This window comes from Stetteria hydrogenophila (assembly GCF_054657575.1).
The window spans coordinates 208,925-231,866 of record NZ_BAAHYL010000002.1 but is presented as its reverse complement, the minus strand read 5'-3'; the positions used below and the strand labels follow the sequence as shown (position 1 = coordinate 231,866).

Sequence of the window (22,942 nt, the reverse complement as noted above, 5' to 3'; positions counted from 1 at the left end):
TATACGTAGAGGGCGCTCTAAGTCACGAGCCCTTAAGTCCCCCGCCGCCTTCCCTCTTAAGTCTTAGCAGAACGATTAGGGACGCCATGAATGGTGAAGCGGCGAGGAGTGCTAGGCTTAGTATCAGGAGGGGCTTAGACCCGGCTCTCGTGGAGAGGAATGCCAGCAGGGCGAAGGCGACCGCGAGTAGGATGAAGACTTTAACTTGCTCCCTTACAATGTTCCTCTTCAAGGGCACCACCCAGCTCCCTCGCTTTACGCTTCACCTCCCCTATGATGTTGCGGGCGAGTTCTAGCGCATCCTCCTCCCTCTCAGCCGAGGCCAAGACCCTCACGTCTACTACAGGCTCCTCCACCTCGTGGCCTTTGGGGTGGCTCTTAATGTAGGCGCTTGGGTTGCGCCTGGCCAGCTCGCCGAGCAACGGGGCCAGCGAGGACTCCGGGACGCCCCTGACCACCACTCCGCACTCGACCACCGCCAGCTTCGGGGCGAGCCTCTTTATCCGGGGCACCACCTCGCCTTCGAATATTGCCTCCATCTCCCTGGGCACGCCTGGGAGTGCGACGATGACCCTTCCGTCGACTTCGAGGAAGACCCCTGGAGCGGCTCCGACAGGGTTCCTCAGGGGGATAGCACCCTCCGGGAGCATTGCCATCTTAACCCTCTCCCTAGTCATCGGCAACCCACGCCTCTCATAGAACTCCTTAACCTGCCTGTAGGCCTCCTCGTTAACCTGGAGCGGGCGGTTGACCGCCCTGGCTATCCCCTCAAGGGTTAAGTCATCCATAGTGGGGCCCAGGCCGCCCGTCGTGATGATCAGCCTCGCCCTCCCGAGCCCCCTCCTGAGCTCTTCCACGATATCCTCAACCTTGTCGGGAACCGTTATAATCCTGTCAACGTTGAAGCCGAGGAAGGTCAGCCTCCTAGCTAAGTACGATGCGTTGGTGTTAACCACTCTCCCTATAAGCAGCTCGTTGCCGACGCTGATAATCCAAGCCGCGAGTCTATCGGCCGGCAAGCCTAGACACTCACCCGCACATCCAATGCAGCCGCTGGTAGCGTTAAATCTATTGGAATTGGATTGGAATTCATAGAAAATCGCGTCATTCTTAAATGCCGATGATAGACGCGCTGGGAGGATCTCGGCGTCAACGTGAACCAGAGCCTGACTCGGCCGGCGCTCCCCCTAAGCATGTAGAAGCACGTAGATAGGTAGGAGTAGCCTCCAGTAGTACCCGCTTTCATCCGGGCCCCTAAGGGCCTGTCTGCGGGCCGGCGCGCAGGACTTCACAGCGGGATGTGAAGCCTAAAATAGCTATGATGCACTACCCACTGGGTCAGGCCCGTGCGGCTCAACGCGTCGGCTGCGTTTGCCCTGCAATGCCCTCCCGGCAAGCCCCCAGGCAAGGGGTCAGGCCTGGAGGCCTCCAGGGGCTTTGAGCGGGTTAGCGTAGCAGGCTTAGCACGTCTACGTAGCCTGCTTTCGAGGCTAGCTCCTCGGGCAGGGTGTAGTGGACGCTTGAGAACTGTGCCCTGATCTCCTTGACCTTCTCGCGGGCCTTGGCGGGCTCCATACTGCCGCTTGCCACGTCGTAGATGAGCTTGGCGACCTCGGCTATGTCGTCCTCCTTCATGCCTAGCCTGGTCACCTCCTGGACGCCGAGCCTTATGCCGCTTGGATCCTTCACGGCCTCCGGGGGGTCGTAGGGGAGGAGGTTCTTGTTCACTATAATGCCTGCCTCCTCGAGCTTCGCGGCGACTTTTGCCCCTCCCCCGAAGCGCCTCACGTCCGCGACGACTTGGTGGCTCTTAGTGTAGCCTAGGTGCTCGCCTAGAACCTTCACCCCGAGCGCCGCTAGCTCCTCGGCTAGCCTGCGGGCGTTCCTAACCGTCTGGGCTGCGTACTCCCTGCCGTAGAGCTTCATCTCCAGTGTAGTGATTGCCGTGGCTGGGATCCGGTGGAGGTGGTGGTTGCTGACGAACCAGGGGAATATAGTCTTGGAGACGGCCTTGAACCCGTCCCTGTCAGTAGCCGCGACGAGGCCGCCCTGGGGGCCCGGGAACGTTTTATGCGTAGACGCAGTCATGAAGTCGGCCCCGTGCTGTAGGGGGTTCCTCCAGGCCCCGCCGAGTATGAGGCCAAAGACGTGGGCAGCGTCGTAGACTAGCTTCCCTCCAACGCTGTGGACTGCGTCGGCTATCTCCCTTACCGGGTGGGGGAAGAGGTACACGCTGCCGCCGAGGACGGCGAACTTCGGCTTAACCTCCTCTATAACCTTAACGGCCTTATCCACGTCGATGTTCATCTGCTCCTCATCGTAGGGAAGGTTGACCTGCACAATCCCAAGCGCCCCCAGCGTCCCGAACTTGGTGTGGCTAACGTGAGCCCCCGCCTGGACGGGGGCTATCACAGCCTTATCGCCAGGGTTGGCGAGCACCCTGAAGACGGAGGCGTTCGCTATCGTCCCGCTGACCGGGCGCAAGTCGACCATGTCTGTTCCGAGCATTTCACCGATAAGCTTGGCGGTCAGGGATTCGAGCTCGTCTATGTACTTGGTTCCCTGGTAGTACCTCTTGAAGGGCTTGCCTTCCGCGTACCTGAACATGAAGTCGCTCATGTAGACCCTCAAGGCGAGCGGGCTCATGACGTTCTCGCTGGCTATCAGGTTAATGGTCTCCCTGGACCTCCAAATGTTATGGTCCCTCGCTATCTCTAGGACCCGTAAAGCCAGCTTTTGAACATCCTCCACCGTAGGCACCTGTTCTAAGCTTGTGCGAGTGTGAATAATAGTATTTCGCCGCCCGCCACCCGGGGGAGCTAAAGGCTTAATGAGCAGTGCTGCGTGGCGGGGAGGCTGGAGGCGATCCGGGGCCCCAGTTTGGCCTCGTTTAGTGGGGGTGCCACCCACCTTACCCCGCTTAAATTTGAGCGGCACGACTCCAATTCCGGGAGATTAGCTGAAACTCCGAAGACCCGGGGGGTGGCGTCGTGGAGGCATTCGTGCGGGCGACGCTCTACTTCTCGCACACCGATGGGTCGCCCCAGAGCGCGATTGAGAAGGTTCTTAGGGCTAACGACGAGTTGTTCAGGAGCTATGGTATCCGGGTGTCGTTTGAAATCGCGGGCTCCCCCGGCGAGGCGTACGCGCTGGAGAGCGCGCTAGGCCTCGGGCTGCTCGGGGCCTGCGGGGGTGGGGTGGTTGACCTCGACAAGAGCTACGTGGTGATAAACGGTAGGATGATACCGCTAGACGGCGATGTGAAGGTGCTAGCGGACAGGATGGCCGAGGCGATCCTGTCGGCGATAGTCGAGGCTAACACCGCAGCGGAGGGCGACGAATACATCGTGAGCCTCAGGGAGCCTCCAAGCACGTTCGGGGCCGCAGAGTACCTGGTCGAGGCTGCCTAAACTTAGCTCGGCTGCCGAGGGGCGCCCCCTAATTTTAGAGGAGTCGTTTGCCACTAAGGCTTGCCCAGGCTCCTGTTCCTGGCGTGGTAGGCTATGTGGTAGACGAGGTCCTTAACCGAGTAGAACCTAGCAGCCCCGCATACCGGGCACACCAATGCCCCATTGCCGTCGACGGGCGCCTTAAAGGAGCCGTGGACGCTCTTGACCTGGACAATCCTCAGGCGAGCCTTGACCCCCGCCATCCCGGCGGAGGAGCCCGGCCCCTCCTCGGATAAACGCCTCCACTTCAAGGCGCGGCCCCCGCTCCAAGCAGCAAAGCCTCGGCTTGCCGTTGACGTGAGGCGGTGCATTAAGGGGTGCACCGCCCCCAGGCCTGGGGCCTCGACTGGCCTCTATCTTGTGGAGGGTCTCAGCCAGTTTGCAGCCGAATTCGCCGGTACTACTATTTACTTGAAGGGCGTGCTACCCCAGCGGGGTCACGCAGTCGCCGCGATTGGCCGCTACCTGTTGCTTGAGCTTGACGCTGTGGTAAGCCTAGAAGCGTGGCGGAAGCCTTTCGGGTCCTCACCGGCTCGGCACGCATCACAGCCGCTTCCAGCGGCTTAGGCCGGGCTAGGGTTTAGTCATCCCCAGCCCGATTAGGGTGTGCCCCGCCTAACCGTTCCGCCGTCATTTTCATCCCCCCAGGTGGGGGTCTCGGCGGACGTGAGACGGGCGGGGCCAGTGTGTCCCTTAGGGTGGGGAGGCTCTTTAACCTAAAACCCGTCCCTGGCTGGGACCCGTTTAAGCCCTGGCCGGGAAGAGGCAAGGCGGGGGAGGCTCTGGGTTGCACGAGGCCCTGGCTGCTATGAAGGAGATCGCCTCGTTCATAGGGAGGGCTGCGGACGAGATTAACGAGGAGGACGTGGAGAAGTTCGTGTCCCTCTTGGTGGATGCGTATAGGCAGAATGGGAACAGGCAGATCCTGGTTATGGGCGCCGGGCGTAGCGGCCTGGTGGGAAGGGCCTTCGCCATGAGGCTTATGCATATGGGTTTCAGGGTGTACGTTCTAGGCGACACGATCGTCCCCAGCGTGAGGAAGGGGGACATTGTGATAGCCATCTCAGGCTCCGGCTCGACGAAGCTGATAGTGACAGCCGCCGAGGCCGCGAAATACGTGGGCGCAACCGTCGTGGCTATCACGACTTACCCGGAGAGCCCGCTCGGCAAGCTGGCGGACCTCGTGGTCAGGATCCCCGGCAGGACTAAGAAGGCTGAGATGGAGGACTACTTCGCCAGGCAGATCCTCGGCATGCACGAGACCCTAGCCCCGATGGGGACTTTGTTCGAGGACACCGCCATGGTGTTCCTCGACGGGGTTGTCTACAGCCTGATGAAGAGGCTGAACATAAGCGAGGAGGAGATGAAGGCGAGGCACGCCAACATAGAGTGAGCCCTCTGGGGCCGGGCTGAGAGTGGCCTCGTCATGGCCCGCGGGGCTCGGACCCGCGCGGTGAAGGGCTCCGTCCTGGCCCCCTTCGACCCCTGGTCCAACCCTCTCTGCACCTGCCCCTTCAAGTACAGCCTGAACCCCTACACGGGCTGCAGCATTGGCTGCCTCTACTGCTACGCCACCGCCTACGTGGGCAACAGGCCAAGCACGCCTAAGAAGGACCTCCTCAAGAGGCTCGCGAGGGACCTGGCCAGGATCCCGCCGGGGTCCATAGTGAACGTGGGGACGAGCAGCGACCCCTACCCCCCGGTGGAGGCCGAGCTCGGGCTGACCAGGAGGGCGCTGGCCCTGCTCCTCGATGGGGGCATGAGGGTTCTGGTCACGACAAAGAGCGACCTAGTGGTTAGGGACGCCGACCTGATGAGGGGGCGAAGCGCAGCGGTCACGCCCACGATAACAATGCTGGACGAGCGCATGGCCCGGCTGGTCGAGCCGCTGGCGCCCTCGCCCTCCCGGAGAATCGAGGCCGTCAGGCGGCTCACCTCCCAGGGGATCCCGGTGGGCGTGAGGGTGGACCCCGTCATACCCTACGTCAACGACGACCCAGCCGAGCTGGAGGAGCTGGTCTGCCGGGTGGCGGAGGCCGGGGCCAGGATGGTGGTCACGTCGACCTACAAGGCGAGGCCCGACAACCTGGCCAGGATGAGGGCTGGCCTCGGGGAGGTTGGCGAGAGGATATACAGGCTCTACAAGGGCAGCGGGGTGAAGGTCCACGGCTACCTCTACCTCCCCAGGCAGGCGAGGGAGGCCCTCCTCAAACCCGTCATAGAGGCGGCGAGGAGGTGCGGGCTGGAGTATGCAACCTGCCGCGAGGGGCTGACGGGGAGGGAGTGGTTCAACGCGGGATCCTGCGACGGGTCCCACTTAATACCTCCCCCGCCACGGGCGCGTGGGGGTCCAGCGCTTGATCGATGGATGGATAGTCAGAGCGGCGTGGGGGGGAGTTGACGCCTACTGGGTCGTCAAGGGCTACGAGCACCCAGAGTGGGGGGTCGTAGCGGTCCCCTACAGGGTCATGGGGAGGAGGCTCCCCTCGAGGCCCGACCCAGCCCTCTTCCCAGGCCTTGAGGCCCGCCTCGACTGCATGGGCAGGGAGGTCCCGGTCATCCCGCGCAGGGCGGTGTACGCCGTGGTAGACCCGGAGAGCGCCCTCAGGCTCAGGCTCCGCGACCTCCCCGAGCCTGTGAGGGAGCTGGTGGAGCACGTTGAAGCCGAGGGGCTCACGGGCTCCTGGGCGGTGGCGGCTGAGAGGCCAGGGAGCGACGTCGACCTGATAACCTTCAACCGGGGAGCCTACGAGGCGCTGAGGGACCTAGCGGCGGAGGGATCCCTCAAGCCCTGCCCGCGGGAGCCCAAGTGGGGGCCCAAGCCGCCCCCGCGCGCGGGCCTACTCGATGCCTGCTACAAGGGAGTGCCCTTCACGCTGAGGATCCTCCGGCGCCGCGAGCCGCTCCCCTGCACGGCCAGGCGCTGGCTCACCCGCTGGCACCGGGGCCCCGTGGAGTTACGGCCCACCGGGGAGGAGTTCCTGGTGCCCGCCAGGTATGACGCATATATCCCCGGCCTGGGCTGGGTCACCCTCGAGACCTGGCACACCCGCTATCAGGAGCTGCCCCCGGGAGTGTATGAGGCGAGGCTCGCCCTGTACTATGTCGATGGTGACGGCTACGTTGCGTCCCCAGACCTTCACGGGGGACTGGAACCCTCACGGGGCCATAGTCTACACTAGGGACGGCGGCATCCTCCAGGCCATAGGCCTCCCCGCCCCAGCCGGCTACCTGGCGGTCATACCCAAGTACGCGCCCTGCAGGGGCGAGCGCACCCCCTGGGCCAGGCCCTCGGGGAGGTACTGCAGGGTGGTCAGGGAGTACGGCCCCCGCGGGCTTGAGGACGCCCTAGCCAGGTACCCGGGCCCCGGGGGTGTCCGGCTCCTCTACGACGGCTCCTACGCCGCCCCCATGCCCTACGTGAGCTTGGAGCAGGCGGCTTGGATCGTGGACCCCCGGGAGGCGCTCCTGCGCGTAGCCTCGAGCGGGGAGGGCTCCGCGGCTGAGGCCGCCTACACCGTCCTCCGCGGCTCGGGGGTCGGCTTGGGGGGCGCGGGCTTGACGGGCTCCTACGCCGCCGGCATAGCATCGCCCACTGTTTCGGACGTCGACTTCGTAGTATACGGACCCGAGGCGGCGTTGAGGATGTACGAGTTCTACTCCCGCGAGCTGCAGCCCGTCGAGGCGCCGCGGGCCAGCTTCGGCGGCGTCACAGTGCACCCCCCGCAGGGCGTGGGGTGGAGGAGGGCGGCGGTGGACGGGATCTCCTCCTCCTGGGTAGGCGTCCCCCACCGCCCAGCCGGCCACTGCGAGCCGCTGAGGAGGTACCCTAACACCGACCCGCCATCCGGGAGGCGGGTGAGGGTGGAGGTGAGGGTTGAGGGCGGGGATCCCGCGGCGCTCCTCTACCCGCCCTGCGTCGAGGCCGAGGGCTACTACATCGTGTCGTTCGAGTACAACCTAGCCGGCTTACTCTTCGAGGGAGGCCGGCTGGAGGTTGAAGGGGTGGCCTCCGCGGGGGGCACAGTGGTCTACCTGGGGCTCAGGGAGAACCCCGGCAGGGTAGTGGTGAGGGCCGGCCAGGCGCGCCCCTAAGGCTCGGGGCGGAGGCCTACTTCATAATGCTTATAGCCTCCATTAGAGCCCTCCGCTTCGAAGCCTCGTCCTTGGAGAAGCATGCCTCCACTATCTTGGCGAGCACCCTGTACAGCCTCGCAGTCTCAGCCGCCTGCACCTTGACCTGGCTCTCAAGGTTCTTCACGCTAGCGTTGAGGGAGTCGATTAGCAGCTCGAAGACCGTGAGTAGCTCGTCAAAGTCCGCGGCGTGGTGATGGTGGTGGCCGTGCCCGCCATGGCTTTCCTCAACCTCCTCCACAATCTTCTCGAGGTCCTCCTTCTTCTTGGGTAGAGTCATACCTTTACGCCTGCGCTGCTGGCCGCTCACGGCTTAACCCTCCCTCCCTTTGCGCCTCCTCGCAGCGGCCCGTTAATGTTATAAATACTTAAATACTTAGCCCGATAACCAAATCGAAGCTAATGCGCGGTGGGGTGCATGCCCTGGATTTCAGTGGGCTTGATCGAGATTGAAGGAATGGCTATGAACGGCCTCGTGGAGAGCGTCAAGCTCGAGGATTGCAGGGAGCCGAAGGGCTGGAAGAGGATAGTGGCAGTCGACCGCGAAGGGAGAACCCTAGCCTCCAAGTGTATCGAGCCGGAGGCCGCGAGGAGGAATTACATGGTGCTCACCCTCTACTCCAAGAAGTGGGGCAGCCTCATCTTCAGCGGCGAAGAGGTGATTGGAAGACCCGAGGAGGAGTAGCCCAGAGCCCTAGACCCACCCCTTTCTATGGGCGCCCTCAGGAAACTGGGGCCTCACCACCCATTATTCAGCGGTAATACCATTCATCATTGGGCCCCAGCGCCTAACCCCTCCGAGTGCCAGCTGCGCTGCCGCGCCGCCTCCTCTGCCCGCAGGCTCCATGCCCGCCAAAAACTTTATTAAAAGTTTCATTTCCATAGGCGGGTATGTGTAGGGGGTTTAGCGCCGACCCCGACGGGCACGGCGGCTTTGCATCCATGTGTAGAGCGTTAACCAAACCCCCTCCCAGCCGACCTTCGGTGAAGTACTCAGCCTAGCCCGCCGGGTCCTCCTGAACTCGATTTAACTAGATGCCAGGGCTAAATCGGGGGTGTTGAGGGGTGGATGGCTCCGGTGTCGGCGGGTAGGAGAGGCTTGATTAACACTTTATACGAGGCCCTCTTCACTGAGCCCTACTTATTCATCGTTAACCGGGGGGACGATGAGGCTATACAGGCTGTTGAGGAGGCGCTGAGCGGCGAGGACTTGAAGCGGCTGGTGAGGAGAGAGGATCTCGGGGACCTGGCTGTTTACTACCTTGACATCGATAAGCTGGCTAGGCTTTGCTCCTACGAGTCGTGCTCCAACGCCCGCAATAGGGTCGAGTTTGAGGCTTGCATTCAGAGGTGTATCGATGCCAAGATAGATGAAATCAGGAAAAATGTTAAGGAGGCACACGGCAGTGCAGCTTCTCGTAGTCCTCCAACGACTTCTCAAACAGCTTGACTAGCCCCGAGAGATAGCCCTCGTCCTCGCCGCCGCACCTCTTATAATAGTCGACTATGAGCCTCCTGATAGCTATGCGTATGAGCGTGCTTTGACTCACTCCAAGCTTCCTGGAGAGGAATGCCAGGGCGTTCTTCTCGGCGGCGCTAACCTTAGCGCTAACAGTCTTATTCGCCGGCAGGGTGGGTGCAGCTAGGCTTAAGCCTTCGGGAGGAGAGGGCGCTAGGGTAGCCTCTGCGAGCACGCTATACCTCCTCTGGTGATCCACTGCTACTCTCACCCCTTAAAGCCGGGCTTGGCACGCCCTCGCTGGTGGGCGGGGCGTCCCTCCGGCTGCTAGTTGCCACATAAGAAAGTATTACCTTACATTATTTAATTTTAGTCGTTGAGTGTAAGGTAACGCGCAAGCGGCGGGGAGGAGTCCCCGTAGCTAGGGTGGCGGAGGCTTGGACATCACTGATGAAATAAAGGCTTCGGGCAGGGAGCTGAAGCTGCTTGCCCGCGAGGTCGCGATATGCCCTGTCTGCGGGCGCAGGACCCTGGACCTCTCCGTGTACCTCTACGAGGTGCCTTACTTCGACCAAATACTAGTCTCGGTCGGAACCTGCAAGTCGTGCGGCTTCAAGTACAGGGACGTGGGGCTGGCCAAAGCCACGAAGCCCAAGGAGATAGTCGTCAAGGTCCAGGGCGAGGAGGAACTCCGCTACCTGCTCGTGAAGCCGGCGGGCACCGGCATCATAATCCCGGAGCAGGGCTACGAGATAAGACCGGGGCCAGCTGATACAGGGTTCATTTCAACCGTCGAGGGGATCCTGCACAGGATAATGGAGGCGCTAGAGGTCGCCTGCAAGGGAGTGGAGGATGGAAGCGGCGAGTGCGAGAGGCACCGGCGCTGGCTGCAGGAGGCGATAGACGGTAAGAGGAGCTTCACTCTGATACTATGCGACTACACCGGCATGGCCAAGGTTCTAGGCAAGAAAGTCGAGGAGAGAGAGATGGGCGAGGAGTGCAAGCGGCTGCTTGGCGAGTAGCCCGGGGACGCGCCCCGGACTCCCGGGTAGGTAGGCGCCGCGGCTACTCGACCTTGACCTCGACGCCGCCCTCCTCTTTGGGGGCGATCTTCTTGAGCTTAACCTCTAGAACTCCGTTCCTGTAGGAGGCCTTGGCGGTGTTGGGGTCCACCTTGGCGGGGAGCTGTATCTCCTTGTAGTACTTCCTCTCGCCCTCGGCTTTAATGATGACCTTGTCCTCCGTCGCTCTCACCTTGATCTTATCCTTATCCACGCCTGGCACCTCAGCCACAACCCAGATCTCGTCGTCGTGCTCGATCACGTCGACTAGAGGCTCGGCCTCCTCGCTAATCACCGGCCTCCCGCCGCGCCCACGCTTAATGTTCCCGAACTCCTCGATGCGGGGCACGCCGTCGGGGCCTATGGTTATCCTTACGCCGTAGTAGTAGGGCCCCCTGATGCTGGGGGTTCTCTTGAGCGCTTCTATGATCTCGTTCTCGAGGTCCATGAGGTCCCTCTCGAACTCCCTGAATATCTCGTCGAACAAGTCGAATATGCTCCTTCTCCTCCTGAAGACGCTCACTCCGCTCACCCCAAGCAGTAGTTCATGTTACCCTCGGGGCTCTTTTATGCTCATAGAGCGCCTTGAGGTGTGGCGTGGTTATTTTAAGTTTGAGCTTAAAACCCAAAGCTCTGTCCCCGCCTAGGTGGGTTAGGGTGCACGTAATGGCGCGCACGCTCGACTACGACGTGGTCATCGTCGGGCTGGGTCCAGCTGGCGCGTCGCTTGCTTGGTTCCTGCGCAAGTCGGGCCTCAGGGTGGCTGGAGTCGACCTCGTTGACTGGGATGGCTTGTGGGGCAAGCCTTGCGGCGACGCTATAGGGGCCCACCACTTCGACGAGACCGGGCTCCCCCACCCTCGCGGCGAGGAGGTGCGCCAGGCCGTGGAGGGCATCGACATCTACAGCCCCAGCGAGAAGGTGAGGCTGAGGGTTAGGGGCAAGGGGTACGTGATAGACAGGAACAAGCTGGGGAGGAGGCTCGTCCGGGAGGCGCTGGACGCCGGCGTCGATATACACTTGAACAGCAGGGTCACCGCTCCCATCATTGAGGACGGGAGGCTGGCCGGCGTAAGGGCAGTCGGCCCCGGAGGGGATGCTATCGAGTACCGTGCCAGGGTCGTGGTCGACGCCTCGGGCTCGAGCGGGGTGGTGAGGAGGAGGCTGCCGGAGGACTGGCCTGCCCGCGAGGAGTTGAAGAAGGTTGACGCCAACATAGCCTACAGGGAGGTGGTCGAGCTCGACTACGAGATAGAGGAGCCGGAGTACATCAGGATATACGTTAACCAGGAGATAGCGCCGGGCGGCTACTGGTGGTTCTTCCCCGAGGGGAGGACGGCGGCGAACATAGGCCTCGGCGTGCAGGGCGGCAGGGGGTACCCGAACCCCAGCTTGATCTACAGGGAGAAGCTCCTCAAGAGGCCCGAGGTCAGGCCGGTTAAGGTGCTGAGGGCCGGGGGCTCGATAGTACCCACGAGGAGGCCCGCCAACACTCTCGTCTGGGACAACTTCGTCGGGATAGGGGACAACAGCTTCACCGTGAACCCCGTGCACGGCGGGGGAATGGGGTACGCCATTTTCGCCGCGCACAAAGCCTCCAAGGCGATCCTTGAAGCGTTCGAGAAGGGCGACTTCACCGCGAGAGGACTCTGGGGGTTGAACCTTGCCTACATGAGGACCATTGGAGCCAAGCAGGCAGGCCTCGACATCTTCAGGATCTTCCTCCAGGAGCTGTCGAACGACGACATAGAGTACGGGCTGAGGCACGGCATAATGAGGGCCGAGGACGCCTACGAGACGAGCGTCACGGGGGAGCTGAAGGCCAACCTCGGGGTCCTGGACAAGGTTGCCAGGCTAATCAAAGCATTGGGCAGGCCGTCGCTGCTCCCGAGGCTCGTCAAGGTGGCCGAGTACATGTCGAGGGCCAGGAGGCTCTACCTGGAGTACCCCGAGGACCCGGAGGACCTGCCGAGGTGGGTCGCGAGGGTTGAGGAGCTCTACGCGGAGTTCAAGAGGGCCATAGGCGTCAAGTGGTAGCCTCCCCCTCGGAGCCTTCAAGCGCCCCGGCCTCCTCCCTAAGCCTCTTAACCATGATGTAGGCGTCCTCCCCGTCCGCGTAGTACGCGTGGGCTATCCTGACCTTCCTGAAGCCTAGCTTCTCGTAGAGGCTTATGGCGGGCTTGTTGGAGACCCTGACCTCCAGGTATATGGCGTCAACCTTGTAGACGTCCCTCATAACCCTAATCGTCTCGGATAGGAGCGCCTTGCCTATCCCGCGCCTCCTGTAGGCCGGCATCACCGCTATTGAGACCAGGTGGCCTACGGGCCTGCTCGAGGCTAGGAAGCCGTAGAGGCCGCCGGCTATCTTGGAGAGTAGCCCCCTAGACTCGGGGGGCCGGCTCGCGGGCTCAAGCTCGGACTTGAGCCCGAGCAGGACGGGGTCCCTGGTCTCCTCGACGCGGCTCATGGCGTACCCGACGACTCTACCGTCGGCCTCCGCTACGAGGAACGCCTCGCCCCAGTTACGGAGCAGTGTGAGGTAGAAGCCGAACCAGTACCTCTCGGGCAGGCTCGCCATGTTGACCTCTATGACCTGGTAGATGTCGTCCTCTCTGGCCCTCCTGATGATGAACTCCCTGGACTCCCGGACCCCGGTCTCCATGACGTCCAACGCCGGCGCTACCCGCGGAGTGCCCGGCGGCTTTAAGAGTGAGATGCCCGGAGCCTTAAGCGGTGCGCCACGGCGTGCACGAGTTCTGGCACCCGGTGGAGTCGATAAGGTCGACGCTCTCGAGGAGGCTTGAGGGTAGGTGTATACTCCTCGGCGTTACCGGCAGCACTGCGGCCTATAAGTCCGTCGACACCGCCCGCTGGCTGATCCGGAGGGGCGCCCGGGTCGTCCCGGTGCTCACCCGGGAGGCGGCGAGGCTCGTCACCCCCCTCCTCTTCGAGTGGGCCACTGGGGAGAGGGCGTTCACCGAGTTCGCCGGGGAGGTGGGCCACATCGGAGTCGCAAGGACCTGCGACCTCGTTCTTGTGGCCCCGGCGACGCTGTCGACGCTTGCGAAGATAGCCTGCGGGGTGACCGATAACCCCGTGGCGCTTGCAGCGGTCTCGGCTCTAGGGGCCGGCGTCAGGGTCATGGTCGTCCCGGCCATGCACGAGAACATGGCTAGGACGCCTCAGTACGAGAGGATCGTGCGGGAGCTGCGGGACATGGGGGTTTTCGTGCTCCCCCCATTCACGGCGGAGGGGGTGGCGAAGTACCCGGACCCCCTGCTGGTCGCCAGGGTTGCCGCCGCCTACGCGGACCGGGGTGCAGACCTCAGGGGCGCCAGGATCCTGGTCACCGCGGGGCCAACGAGGGAGTGGATAGACGACGTCAGGTTCATCTCTAACCCGAGCAGTGGCTTGATGGGGGTCGAGGTCGCCGTCGAGGCCTACGCCCGCGGGGCGAGCGTGACCCTTGTCCACGGGCCCCTCGCAGTCGAGCCCCCCTACTTCCTCGAGAGGGTCAGGGTTGAGACTACGGAGGAGATGGCGGAGGCAGTGGCCAAGGCGACTGAGGCCGAGGAGTACGACGCCGTCATAGCGGCGGCCGCCCCCGCGGACTACAGGCCGTCGAAGCGGTTCACGGGCAAGGTGAGGAGCGGCCAGCGGCTAGACTTGACCCTGGAGCCGACCCCCAAGGTGCTGGCGGCTCTGAGGAGGAGGCCCAGGGTCCTCGTTGCATTCGCGGCCGAGGCGACGGGGGACGTCGGGGCCCTCGTGGAGTCGGCGAGGGAGAAGATGGCCAGGTACGGGGCCGCGCTCGTCGTAGCCAACCCCGTAGGGCCGGGGGTGGGGTTCGCGAGGAGGGAGTCCAGGGCGGTGCTCGTCTGGGGGGAGGGCTACATGGACGCCGGGGTTCTAACCAAGGAGGAGGTGGCGAGGCTGGTGCTGGACAGGGTGAGGGAAGCCCTCCAGCGGGGTGGGGAGCGGTGAGGGTCACGATTGAGGACCTTGCCGGGATAGACTACTCCAGGGTCGAGGAGTACCTAGCCGGCTTCCTCAAGTCCTACCTGGAGGCCTCCGGGGCCCGGGGGTACGTTCTAGGCCTGAGCGGGGGGGTCGACTCCGCCGCTGCGGCGGCCCTCGCCGCCAGGGCAGTGGGGCGGGAGAGGGTGACCGCGCTCGTAATGCCTGACACAAGCGTGACGCCCAGGGAGGATGTCGACGACGCGCTGGGGGTCGCCGAGATGCTCGGAATCGAGAGCGTCCTAGTCGAGATCGACGGCATAGTGGAGGCTTTCCGGTCAGCGCTCCCCTTCTACGAGTCCCCCGAGGCCGACAGGCTGCCCCTGGGCAACGCTAGGGCCAGGATTAGGATGGCGATACTCTACTACTACGCCAACAAGTACAACTACCTCGTTCTGGGCACGGGGGACAGGAGCGAGGTCCTCATAGGCTACTTCACCAAGTACGGGGACGGGGCGGCGGACGTCGCACCCCTCAGCGTGCTCTACAAGAGCCAGGTGAGGAGGCTCGCCCTCCACCTCGGGATCCCCCGGGGGGTCGCGTTGAAGCCGAGCAGCCCCAGGCTCTGGCCCGGGCACCTGGCGGAGGAGGAGCTGGGCCTGAGCTACGAGGAGGTGGACCTCGTCCTCCACGCCCACCTCGACAGGGGGATCCCCGCAGAGAGGGTGCCGGAGGTGACCGGGGTCCCGCGGGGGAAGGTCGAGGCGGTGCTCTCCATGGTAGAGAGGTCGAGGCACAAGAGGGAGCCCCCCGCAGCCCCCCCGCTCGGGCCTATACTGGAGTTGATGGGTGTCAGGCGTGCCGGCGGGCAGGGTGTGCGCTGAGGTCCCCCACCACATCACGGCCTTCTTCATCCCCGTCGTGGTGGAGGGGGATCCCCTCGCCTCGGGATCCCTCGGGGCCGGCCTCGTCGTCGACCCCCCGGCGAGGGTCTGCGCCTCCCCCGAGGGCGTGGAGGCCGAGCGGCTGGGCGCCACCGAGGGCCTCGCGGCCAAGCGCCTCGGAGCCGGGGGGCTGCGCTTCGAGGCCCACGAGCCCCTGCCCAGGGCGAGGGGTTACGCCACCAGCGCCTCTCTAGCGGTCGGAGTCGCCCTGGTCTCCGCGGCAAGCCTGGGGCTGCCCGTGAGCCGGGCGCTCGAGGCTGCCCACGCCGCGGAGGTGGAGGCGGGGACGGGCCTGGGGGACGTGGTGGCGATCACCAGCGGGGGCTACGGCGCCGCGGTCAGGCTCAAGCCGGGCGGCCCCGGGGTGGCGGTCGTCGACTACCTGCCTCCGCCCGGGGGGCTGGGGGTAGTGGTCGCGGAGTACGGCGGGATGACGACGAGGGAGCTGCTCTCGGCGTACACCGAGAGGATGAGGGTTGAGGCCGAGAGGAGCCTGAGGCGCCTCGAGAGGGAGATGACGTTCGAGGCCTTCCTGGAGGAGGCCCAGCGGTTCTCCACCGCCTCGGGGCTCGCGGCCGCGCTGCTGGGCGGGGAGGGGGTTGAGTTGGTGAGGCGCACCCCCGGGCTGGTGGGCTTCTACGTCAAGAAGAGGCTCGCGGTGCTGGTGGTGGAGGAGGACAGGGTCCACGACGCGGTCGAGCACCTGGGGAGCGGCGGGCGCGGCTTTAGCCTGAGGCTGCTCAGCGTCTCGGGCGGAGGGCCCCGGTTGAGGTGGTTGTAGGTGCTCGACCGCTTCGAGATACCCAGGAGCCACCCGAGGTACTGGTCCCTACTGCTGAGGGAGCGCCTCGTTGAAGCGTTCGAGGCGGGCATAGTCGTGCCTCAAGGCCTCATAGCCCACGGGAGGGGGGAGGCGTTCGACTACCTCCTGGGGGAGGTGAGCCACGGCTTCGCCTTGAAGGCTGTGGAGGCCGCGGTCGCGGGGCTCATCTACTACAAGCCACGAAGCGTCATCAGCGTCAACGGTAACATGGCCGCGCTCGCGCCCGAGCTGCTGGCGGAGCTCTCCGAGGCGCTGGAGGTCCCCCTGGAGGTGAACCTCTTCTACAGGACGGAGGAGAGGGTGAGGAGGATAGAGGAGCACCTGAGGGCCCACGGCGCCAGGAGGGTGCTCGGCGCCGGCTGCCGCCGGACCCACCTCCCCGGCCTGGAGAGCCCCCGCGGGATAGTCTGCGTCGAGGGCATCCACTCAGCCCGCTTCGTCCTCCTAGGGATAGAGGACGGGGACAGGACCGAGGCGCTCAAGAGGGCTGGGAAGACCGTCGCCGCGGTGGACTTGAACCCGTTCTCCCGCACCGCCCAGACGGCGGACATAACCATCGTGGACGAGCTGACGAGGGCCCTCAAGGCGGCTCTGAAGGCGGCTGAGAGGCTCTCAAGCGCTGAGCCGGGCGAGTTGAGGGGCATACTCGACTCCTACGACAACAGGGCGGTGCTCTCCTCAGCCTTCAAAGCCATCCTTGACAGGCTCTCTCACGCGGTAGAGAGGGGCCTGATACTGGAGCCCGGCCCCGGCCGGGGCGACCTTTGACTCGGCCTCCGCCAGGATTCTCTCGGCGAGGTCTATCTCCGCCGAGAGCTCGTCGGGGTACTCCGACCTGGCCCGCTCCAGGAACTCGACGAGGAGGGGGAGGTCGCGGAGGGCTATCCTCCTCAGCTCATCCTCCTCCCTGCTCCCCCTCCTCGGCCTGGCCGGCAGCCTCCTGAGCTCCTCCAGCAGCCTGTCGGGCTGGAGGGCGTAGAACTGTATCCTGAGCAGCCTGAGCCTGGGATCCCCGCCTCCCCCCGGCTCCCTGCCCTCGTACTCCGCTATAGCCTCCTCCAGCGCCCTGGGGTCGAGGATCCTCCACCAGTGCTGGCTCCCCGACTTGTACGTGGTCTCGATGAGCCCGTACTCCTTCTCAAGCCTGGCCAGGAGGAGGGAGGGGTTGTAGTCTACCCCCAACTCCTTGAGGCGCCTCTTGACGCTCTTGTAGTCGAAGTCCCCGAGCCTCACCCGGCCCCCGGGGGTGAGGCGTGCGGCGTCCCTGATCGCCCGGAGGACGAGGTAGCCCCGCTCGCCGTAGACGGCCAAGAACTCCCTGGCAGCGTCCGCGAGGCCAGAGGCCAAAGCGTACCCCCCGGGGGCGGGTCCCCAGTGCTCTAGGGCGGGGTTTGGGTAGTTAAGCAAACCCCGGGGCTCCGGCGTGGCGGGGGTTCGCTTGGACAAGAGTATTGTCGCGGCGATGGAGGGGGTTGAGAAGCGGGTCGGGGGCAGGCTCGTGCTCCGGGGCGTCTCGCTCGAGGTGCGCGCTGGGGAGGTGCACGTCCTCGCCGGCCCCAACGGGGCCGGTAAGACCACTAGTATAAGGGTGCTCCTGGGCCTCCTAAAGCCGGACGCTGGTAGGGTCTCGCTGCTGGGATCCCCGCCCGGGAGCCTGGCGGGCGAGGCGTCGAGGCTCATCGGCTACCTGCCCGAGGACGCCGAAGTCTACGAGCGCCTCACGGGGTGGGAGAACCTCCTCTTCTACGCCCGCCTCTACGCGGGATCCCGGCGGGAGGTGGTCGAGATCGCCAGGAGGGGGGCGGAGATCTCGGGGCTCCCCTGGGAGGTGCTCAGGAGGAGGGCGGGGGAGTACAGTAAGGGGATGAAGAGGAGGCTCCTCCTCGCCAGGGCCCTCATGCACCAGCCCAGGCTCGCCGTGCTCGACGAGCCGACGTCGGGGCTCGACGTGTTCTCAGCCGTCCGGGTCAGGGAGGCGGTGAAGTCGATGGCCTCCCGGGGCACCGCGTTCCTGGTGACGACCCACAACCTCCTCGAGGCGTCGCTGGTGGCGGATAGGGTCACCTTCATAGCCGGGGGGAGGACGGTGTTCACCGGGACTCCTGGGGAGGCGCTGGAGAGGTACGGGGCCAGCAACCTGGAGGAGGCGTTCGTCAGGGCGGTGGGGCAGGTTGACGTTTAGGGTCATACTCTGGAAGGAGCTCCTAGACCTCTCCAGGGACAGGAGGACCCTCGCCTCCACCGTGCTCCTCCCCCTCCTCGGCCTCCCCCTGCTAGCCGCGCTCACAGGCGCCCTCACGGGCGTCAGCCGGGTCAGCGTCGGCGTCTTCTACGAGGACGAGGAGGCCGCAGGGTTCGCCGGGTGGCTCGCGGGCCAGCTCAACGCCACCCTGGCCAGGTGGGGGCTGCAGACCAGAGTCGCCGTGGCGCGCGGCCCCCCGGGGAGCCTCGCCGGCTACGACGTCGTCGTCCTACTCCCCAGGGGTTTCGCGGCGAACTACACGAGCCTCGACAGGGTGGCCTGGGTCAGGGTTAGCGTGCTCGCCGGCAGCCCCGCCGCCGAGGCCGTCAGGGGCGCGGTGGAGCAGCTCATCGCAGCCGTGTCCAGCCAGCTGGCGAGGGAGAGGGTTGAGAGGCTCGCAAGCATGGCGGGTGTGGAGGTGGACCCCGGCGCGGTGCTCGCCCCGGTTAGGGTGAGCCTGGGCTACCACAGGCCCACCGGGGCCCCCGCGCCCGGGGAGGCGGCTGAGGCGGCGGCGGCCGCCAGGGTCCTCGAGTTCTCCCTGGCTTTCGCAGTCAACCCCGCCGTGGTCTACGTGAGCGACGCGATCGTGGGCGAGAGGGAGAGGAGGACGATTGAGGCCCTCCTGGTCGCCGCCGGGTCGAGGAGGAGCCTCCTGGCCGGGAAAATAGTCGCCTCAGCCCTCCTCGGCCTCGTAGCCGCGGCGGCCGACACAGTGGGCGTGGTGGCCTACTTCAAAATGGTGGCCCCGGCGGGGCTCAGGCTCACCCCGGGCCTCATAGCGGCGCACGCGGGGGCCACCGCCATCCTAGTCGTGATGACCGCATCGCTCACCGCCCCCGTAGCGGCTAGGAGCGGGAGCGTGAGGGCAGCCCAGGCCTCATCCTTCGCGATCCTAATGCTGGCCCTAGCAGTCTACTTCGCCGCGCTCACCGTGGACTTCCTCAAGCTCGAGGGCTGGGTCAGGCTAGCCCTCTACCTCGTGCCCTTCACGCACCTCGCCCTCGTGATCCACCGCTACGTGATGGGCGACGTCGCGGGCATGCTCCTCCACGCAGCGGCGGCAGCGGCCTTCACTGCGGCGTCGCTAGCGGCGGCGGTGAAGGCCTTCGACTCGGAGAAGCTGATACTCATCAAGAAGTAGGGGGCGGGAGGCCTCGGCCGGTTGACTTCAACCCACACCCCGCCCCGGATTGGGGCGGGAGTCGGCGACCGCTATCCTCCGCATAGCCCCCCAGGGAGGGGCTCCGCGGCGGGGGGCGTTAAGGGTTAGCGGCTGAGGAGGGAGGCTATGGCTTTGAGGCCCCTGGTTATGAGGCCCATTATCTCCTCCGCGAGCACGTAGAGCGCCGTCTTTGCGCCGTGGCTCGTGTAGGCCGTTATCACCCTGGGCCAGTCGACCTTGTAGATGAGCGCGGTGAAGAACGCCATTGAAACCACGAAGGCGACTAGGCCCTCTATGATCGAGGACGTGGTTGCCTGGGGCCCGGTTATCAGGGAGAGGTACCCCCTCGCGGCCCTGGCGAGCGCCACGACTATGAGGGTCATCACGGTCTTGCCCGCCAGCACCGCGGCGGCGAAGCTGGTTAGCTTGTAGCCCGCGGCGCCGAGCGGGAGGTAGAGGGCGTCGTCGGGGAGCGGGAGGCTGGCGAAGAGGAAGACGGTTATGAACAGGCTCCTGCCTGCGTGCTCGACTAGGTACCTGGCCCTGCGGGCGCTCTCGCCCCGGGCTATCCTGTGGCCCAGCCCCCTCGCGGCGAGGAAGAGAGTAATCTTGCCAAGGCCGGAGCCCAGGCCCCCGGCCAGCACTAGGAGCGCGTGGTAGTAGGGGTCGCTCACCGCCAGCGCCAGTGAGGCTATGACGATCAGGTAGACCGCCGGGAAGCCTGGGATCAGGTTCGCCATATACGACATGAGGGCTATGCCTGGGACGCCGTAGGTCTTCAACGCCAGTATGACGTCGCCCAGCCCCGTGGCGTTCAACGCGCTCCGCACCCCAGTAGCGGCGGGGTCGTCTCGCTCCAGACCCACCGCATCGCCCCTCGTGGGGGCTCGGCTCGTCCCTGCAGCGTCACTCCCCGCCGCTGCCTAGAAATAGCCAAGCCCGGCATAAATCCGCGCCCAGAGCGTGGGAGGCCACCCCTTTGCGCGGCGCCCGCGTCTTCGACGAGCTCGCCGGCCGCTACGACTCGTGGTACTCGAGGCACCCCATTACAGCCGAGAACGAGGTGAAAGCCGTCGCCGCCGCCCTCGGGGGTGTGGATCCCTGCCTAGAGGTGGGCGCGGGCTCGGGCTTCTTCGCCTCCCGCGTCGGCTGCCGCTTCGGGGTCGACCCCAGCGTTGGGATGCTGCGCATCGCGAGGGCGAGGGGCGTCGAGGTGGCCCAGGCCCGGGGGGAGAGCCTGCCGGTGGCGAGCGGCAGCCTCGCCGGGATCCTGGTCTCGGTCACCATCTGCTTCCTCGACGACCCCCGGGCGGCGCTCGGGGAGGCCTACAGGGCCCTCAGGCCCCGGGGGAGGATAGCGGTGTGCATGGTGCCCGCGGAGAGCAGCTGGGGCAGGCACTACGCGGCCCTAGCCAGGGCGGGGCACCCCTTCTACTCCCACGCCAGGTTCTACACCGTGGCCGAGGCCGGGGAGATGCTGGAGGAGGCGGGCTTCAGGGTCGACTCCGTTATAGGCACGCTGACCTACCCACCCTGGGGCCTGGAGAGGCCGGAGGACCCTGAGCCCTACAGGGAGGGAGTCCACGGCTTCGCCTGCCTCTCCGCCTCCAAGGGGGAGTGATGTGGCTCGAAAGGGCGGAGCCGCCCCCGAGGCCGGGGCGGCGGTGAAGTGCCCGCGCAGGGCTGACCCCCTCCTCCACTGCGCGGCCGTCCGCCTCGATTCATAAGCCCCGGGGGACTCTCAGTCAACACTGCGCCCGCGGCTCACCCGGCGGCGCAGGGGGCGACTCGGGGTCTCCCCCCGCAGGATGACCTCGACTGCCTCCAGCCGCGGGCACACCACGCCAGAACGCTTAAAACCCCGGGCCGGGTTAGAGGGAAGGGTGGCGCCCAGCCCCTGGGGCGGGAAACCCCGGGGGTCGGGGGCGCTGGTGACGCTTGGAATGGGGACCCGAACACCCCCAGGTATTACTATACCTGGGGACGTTCGGGTCCGACGAGGGCCCTAAGCGGGGGCGGTGCTGCACGCCGGCCCCTGGAGGGCCGCGAACCTCGGCCCCTCCGCGCCGCTCCCCGCAGCGGTCGCGTCAGCCGCGGCCGTAACTCCGGTTGATCCTGCCGGACCCGACCGCTATCGGGGTAGGGCTAAGCCATGGGAGTCGAACGCCCCGCCGCTGCGGGGAGTGGCGCACGGCTGAGTAACACGTGGCTAACCTACCCTCGGGAGGGGGATAACCCCGGGAAACTGGGGCTAATCCCCCATAGGCGGGGAGGCCTGGAAGGGTTCCCCGCCGAAAGGGGCCGCGGGGGGTTATCGCCCGCGGTCCGCCCGAGGATGGGGCTGCGGCCCATCAGGTAGTTGGCGGGGTAATGGCCCGCCAAGCCGACGACGGGTAGGGGCCGTGAGAGCGGGAGCCCCCAGATGGGCACTGAGACAAGGGCCCAGGCCCTACGGGGCGCACCAGGCGCGAAAACTCCGCAATGCGGGCAACCGTGACGGGGCTACCCCGAGTGCCCCCCTCGTGGGGGCTTTTCCCCGCTGTAGGAAGGCGGGGGAATAAGCGGGGGGCAAGTCTGGTGTCAGCCGCCGCGGTAATACCAGCCCCGCGAGCGGTCGGGGTGATTACTGGGCCTAAAGCGCCCGTAGCCGGCTCGGCAAGTCCCCTCCTAAAGCCCCGGGCTCAACCCGGGGAGTGGAGGGGATACTGCCGGGCTAGGGGGCGGGAGAGGCCGAGGGTACTCCCGGGGTAGGGGCGAAATCCATTAATCCCGGGAGGACCACCAGTGGCGAAGGCGCTCGGCTGGAACGCGCCCGACGGTGAGGGGCGAAAGCCGGGGGAGCGAACCGGATTAGATACCCGGGTAGTCCCGGCTGTAAACGATGCGGGCTAGGTGTTGGGCGGGCGTTGGGGCCCGCCCAGTGCCGCAGGGAAGCCGTTAAGCCCGCCGCCTGGGGAGTACGGCCGCAAGGCTGAAACTTAAAGGAATTGGCGGGGGAGCACCACAAGGGGTGGAGCCTGCGGCTTAATTGGAGTCAACGCCGGGAACCTCCACCGGGGGCGACAGCAGGATGACGGCCAGCCTGAAGGGCTTGCCCGACGCGCTGAGGGGAGGTGCATGGCCGTCGCCAGCTCGTGCCGTGAGGTGTCCGGTTAAGTCCGGCAACGAGCGAGACCCCCGCCCCTAGTTGCTACCCCGGGGGAGACCCCGGGGGCACACTAGGGGGACTGCCGCCGCTAAGGCGGAGGAAGGAGGGGGCAACGGCAGGTCAGCATGCCCCTAAACCCCCGGGCTGCACGCGGGCTACAATGGCGGGGACAGCGGGTGCCGACCCCGAAAGGGGGAGGCAATCCCTCAAACCCCGCCGCAGTTGGGATCGAGGGCTGCAACTCGCCCTCGTGAACGTGGAATCCCTAGTAACCGCGCGTCATCATCGCGCGGTGAATACGTCCCTGCTCCTTGCACACACTGCCCGTCGCTCCACCCGAGGGGGGAGGGGGTGAGGCCCGCCCCGCAGGGGGCGGGCCGAACCTCCTCCCCCCAAGGGGGGAGAAGTCGTAACAAGGTAGCCGTAGGGGAACCTGCGGCTGGATCACCTCCCGAACGGGGAGCGGCCGGAGGGGCTGGCGTGAGAGCCCTCTCAGGGGCCGGCGTAACCCCTTTATGCCCCCGCTTAGGGTCCTCCCCTGACGCTTGGCGCTTGATGCA

General features: G+C 65.6%; 26 protein-coding genes and 1 rRNA gene. 17 read left to right on the top strand and 10 right to left on the bottom strand.

Translation table 11 applies throughout. From position 1 onward, the window contains the following. Positions 1-22 precede the first annotated feature (22 nt). The 3 genes from ACYQ3J_RS04615 to glyA form a co-directional block, all read right to left on the bottom strand. Positions 23-238, bottom strand: a complete 216-nt coding sequence (locus tag ACYQ3J_RS04615; protein WP_460125262.1) for a hypothetical protein — start codon at positions 236-238, stop codon at positions 23-25. After that, the gene (locus ACYQ3J_RS04610; RefSeq protein WP_460125259.1) at positions 201-1,019 is read right to left on the bottom strand and encodes a nicotinamide mononucleotide deamidase-related protein; all 819 of its coding nucleotides are present in this window, start codon (positions 1,017-1,019) and stop codon (positions 201-203) included. Before ACYQ3J_RS04610 ends, ACYQ3J_RS04615 begins: the two co-directional genes overlap by 38 nt. Before the next feature lie 427 nt (positions 1,020-1,446). Continuing rightward, a complete protein-coding gene (glyA, locus tag ACYQ3J_RS04605; protein WP_460126222.1) occupies positions 1,447-2,751 on the bottom strand; it encodes a serine hydroxymethyltransferase in 1,305 nt (434 codons plus the stop codon). Between the two features lie 239 nt (positions 2,752-2,990). Between glyA and ACYQ3J_RS04600 the strand changes: the two genes are divergently transcribed. After that, positions 2,991-3,410, top strand: coding sequence for a hypothetical protein (locus ACYQ3J_RS04600; protein WP_460125257.1), 420 nt, complete (start codon positions 2,991-2,993; stop codon positions 3,408-3,410). A gap of 53 nt (positions 3,411-3,463) precedes the next feature. Here ACYQ3J_RS04600 and ACYQ3J_RS04595 read toward each other — a convergent pair whose 3' ends face one another. Continuing rightward, entirely contained in the window at positions 3,464-3,700 is a 237-nt protein-coding gene (locus ACYQ3J_RS04595) for a hypothetical protein (protein ID WP_460125254.1), read from the bottom strand. Between the two features lie 557 nt (positions 3,701-4,257). On the opposite strand from ACYQ3J_RS04595, the gene hxlB reads away from it, so the two are divergent. Genes hxlB through ACYQ3J_RS04575 form a run of 4 tightly spaced genes read left to right on the top strand, consistent with a single transcriptional unit; the run spans position 4,258 to position 7,544 of the window. Then, positions 4,258-4,842: a 6-phospho-3-hexuloisomerase gene (gene hxlB, locus ACYQ3J_RS04590; RefSeq protein ID WP_460126219.1), complete on the top strand. Its 585-nt coding sequence runs from the start codon at positions 4,258-4,260 to the stop codon at positions 4,840-4,842. A 33-nt stretch (positions 4,843-4,875) separates the two neighbouring features. Further along, the gene (locus ACYQ3J_RS04585) at positions 4,876-5,850 is read left to right on the top strand and encodes an SPL family radical SAM protein (protein ID WP_460125251.1); all 975 of its coding nucleotides are present in this window, start codon (positions 4,876-4,878) and stop codon (positions 5,848-5,850) included. Further along, positions 5,807-6,631, top strand: coding sequence for a hypothetical protein (locus ACYQ3J_RS04580; protein ID WP_460125248.1), 825 nt, complete (start codon positions 5,807-5,809; stop codon positions 6,629-6,631). Before ACYQ3J_RS04585 ends, ACYQ3J_RS04580 begins: the two co-directional genes overlap by 44 nt. Further along, positions 6,573-7,544, top strand: a complete 972-nt coding sequence (locus ACYQ3J_RS04575) for a nucleotidyltransferase domain-containing protein (protein ID WP_460125245.1) — start codon at positions 6,573-6,575, stop codon at positions 7,542-7,544. The genes ACYQ3J_RS04580 and ACYQ3J_RS04575 overlap by 59 nt, the downstream gene beginning before the upstream one ends. 16 nt (positions 7,545-7,560) lie before the next feature. On the opposite strand, the gene ACYQ3J_RS04570 is transcribed toward ACYQ3J_RS04575, so the two are convergent. Then, a complete protein-coding gene (locus ACYQ3J_RS04570) occupies positions 7,561-7,893 on the bottom strand; it encodes a hypothetical protein (RefSeq protein WP_460125242.1) in 333 nt (110 codons plus the stop codon). A 108-nt stretch (positions 7,894-8,001) separates the two neighbouring features. On the opposite strand from ACYQ3J_RS04570, the gene ACYQ3J_RS04565 reads away from it, so the two are divergent. Beyond that, complete coding sequence (locus tag ACYQ3J_RS04565; protein WP_460125239.1) at positions 8,002-8,268, top strand: hypothetical protein; 267 nt, start codon at positions 8,002-8,004, stop codon at positions 8,266-8,268. Between the two features lie 384 nt (positions 8,269-8,652). Further along, positions 8,653-9,033, top strand: coding sequence for a hypothetical protein (locus ACYQ3J_RS04560; protein ID WP_460125236.1), 381 nt, complete (start codon positions 8,653-8,655; stop codon positions 9,031-9,033). On the opposite strand, the gene ACYQ3J_RS04555 is transcribed toward ACYQ3J_RS04560, so the two are convergent. Beyond that, positions 8,972-9,301 carry a hypothetical protein gene (locus ACYQ3J_RS04555; RefSeq protein WP_460125233.1) on the bottom strand — a complete coding sequence of 110 codons (330 nt, stop codon included), beginning with the start codon at positions 9,299-9,301 and terminating at the stop codon, positions 8,972-8,974. The two genes, ACYQ3J_RS04560 and ACYQ3J_RS04555, sit on opposite strands and share 62 nt — an antisense overlap. A 178-nt stretch (positions 9,302-9,479) precedes the next feature. Here ACYQ3J_RS04555 and ACYQ3J_RS04550 point away from each other — a divergent pair, with 178 nt between their 5' ends. Then, positions 9,480-10,064: a ZPR1 zinc finger domain-containing protein gene (locus tag ACYQ3J_RS04550; RefSeq protein WP_460125231.1), complete on the top strand. Its 585-nt coding sequence runs from the start codon at positions 9,480-9,482 to the stop codon at positions 10,062-10,064. Between the two features lie 43 nt (positions 10,065-10,107). Here ACYQ3J_RS04550 and hsp20 read toward each other — a convergent pair whose 3' ends face one another. Beyond that, positions 10,108-10,626 (bottom strand): archaeal heat shock protein Hsp20, encoded by a 519-nt coding sequence (gene hsp20, locus ACYQ3J_RS04545; protein ID WP_460125228.1) that lies wholly within the window; start codon positions 10,624-10,626, stop codon positions 10,108-10,110. A gap of 143 nt (positions 10,627-10,769) precedes the next feature. On the opposite strand from hsp20, the gene ACYQ3J_RS04540 reads away from it, so the two are divergent. Next, positions 10,770-12,140, top strand: coding sequence for a digeranylgeranylglycerophospholipid reductase (locus ACYQ3J_RS04540; RefSeq protein ID WP_460125225.1), 1,371 nt, complete (start codon positions 10,770-10,772; stop codon positions 12,138-12,140). On the opposite strand, the gene ACYQ3J_RS04535 is transcribed toward ACYQ3J_RS04540, so the two are convergent. Continuing rightward, on the bottom strand, positions 12,130-12,765 hold the full coding sequence (locus ACYQ3J_RS04535) for a GNAT family N-acetyltransferase (protein WP_460126217.1): 636 nt from the start codon (positions 12,763-12,765) through the stop codon (positions 12,130-12,132). The genes ACYQ3J_RS04540 and ACYQ3J_RS04535 overlap by 11 nt on opposite strands. Positions 12,766-12,836: 71 nt before the next feature. Between ACYQ3J_RS04535 and coaBC the strand changes: the two genes are divergently transcribed. The 4 genes from coaBC to ACYQ3J_RS04515 are packed head-to-tail and all read left to right on the top strand — an operon-like array spanning position 12,837 to position 16,595. Further along, on the top strand, positions 12,837-14,087 hold the full coding sequence (gene coaBC / locus ACYQ3J_RS04530; protein WP_460125222.1) for a bifunctional phosphopantothenoylcysteine decarboxylase/phosphopantothenate--cysteine ligase CoaBC: 1,251 nt from the start codon (positions 12,837-12,839) through the stop codon (positions 14,085-14,087). Beyond that, on the top strand, positions 14,084-14,944 hold the full coding sequence (locus ACYQ3J_RS04525; protein ID WP_460125219.1) for an NAD+ synthase: 861 nt from the start codon (positions 14,084-14,086) through the stop codon (positions 14,942-14,944). The genes coaBC and ACYQ3J_RS04525 overlap by 4 nt, the downstream gene beginning before the upstream one ends. Beyond that, positions 14,919-15,785, top strand: a complete 867-nt coding sequence (locus ACYQ3J_RS04520; protein ID WP_460125216.1) for a GHMP family kinase ATP-binding protein — start codon at positions 14,919-14,921, stop codon at positions 15,783-15,785. The genes ACYQ3J_RS04525 and ACYQ3J_RS04520 overlap by 26 nt, the downstream gene beginning before the upstream one ends. Next, positions 15,786-16,595, top strand: coding sequence for a phosphopantothenate/pantothenate synthetase (locus tag ACYQ3J_RS04515; protein WP_460125214.1), 810 nt, complete (start codon positions 15,786-15,788; stop codon positions 16,593-16,595). Here ACYQ3J_RS04515 and ACYQ3J_RS04510 read toward each other — a convergent pair. Beyond that, positions 16,506-17,174 carry a hypothetical protein gene (locus ACYQ3J_RS04510; RefSeq protein WP_460125211.1) on the bottom strand — a complete coding sequence of 223 codons (669 nt, stop codon included), beginning with the start codon at positions 17,172-17,174 and terminating at the stop codon, positions 16,506-16,508. The two genes, ACYQ3J_RS04515 and ACYQ3J_RS04510, sit on opposite strands and share 90 nt — an antisense overlap. 76 nt (positions 17,175-17,250) lie before the next feature. Between ACYQ3J_RS04510 and ACYQ3J_RS04505 the strand changes: the two genes are divergently transcribed. Together ACYQ3J_RS04505 and ACYQ3J_RS04500 are read left to right on the top strand one after the other, a co-directional pair. Continuing rightward, the gene (locus tag ACYQ3J_RS04505; RefSeq protein ID WP_460125208.1) at positions 17,251-18,009 is read left to right on the top strand and encodes an ABC transporter ATP-binding protein; all 759 of its coding nucleotides are present in this window, start codon (positions 17,251-17,253) and stop codon (positions 18,007-18,009) included. Then, a complete protein-coding gene (locus ACYQ3J_RS04500; protein WP_460125205.1) occupies positions 17,999-19,213 on the top strand; it encodes an ABC transporter permease subunit in 1,215 nt (404 codons plus the stop codon). Before ACYQ3J_RS04505 ends, ACYQ3J_RS04500 begins: the two co-directional genes overlap by 11 nt. A 125-nt stretch (positions 19,214-19,338) precedes the next feature. Here ACYQ3J_RS04500 and ACYQ3J_RS04495 read toward each other — a convergent pair whose 3' ends face one another. After that, positions 19,339-20,100 (bottom strand): VTT domain-containing protein, encoded by a 762-nt coding sequence (locus tag ACYQ3J_RS04495; RefSeq protein ID WP_460125202.1) that lies wholly within the window; start codon positions 20,098-20,100, stop codon positions 19,339-19,341. A gap of 113 nt (positions 20,101-20,213) precedes the next feature. Between ACYQ3J_RS04495 and ACYQ3J_RS04490 the strand changes: the two genes are divergently transcribed. After that, on the top strand, positions 20,214-20,855 hold the full coding sequence (locus ACYQ3J_RS04490) for a class I SAM-dependent methyltransferase (RefSeq protein WP_460125199.1): 642 nt from the start codon (positions 20,214-20,216) through the stop codon (positions 20,853-20,855). A gap of 481 nt (positions 20,856-21,336) precedes the next feature. After that, a 16S ribosomal RNA gene (locus tag ACYQ3J_RS04485) occupies positions 21,337-22,835 on the top strand. Positions 22,836-22,942 lie beyond the last annotated feature (107 nt).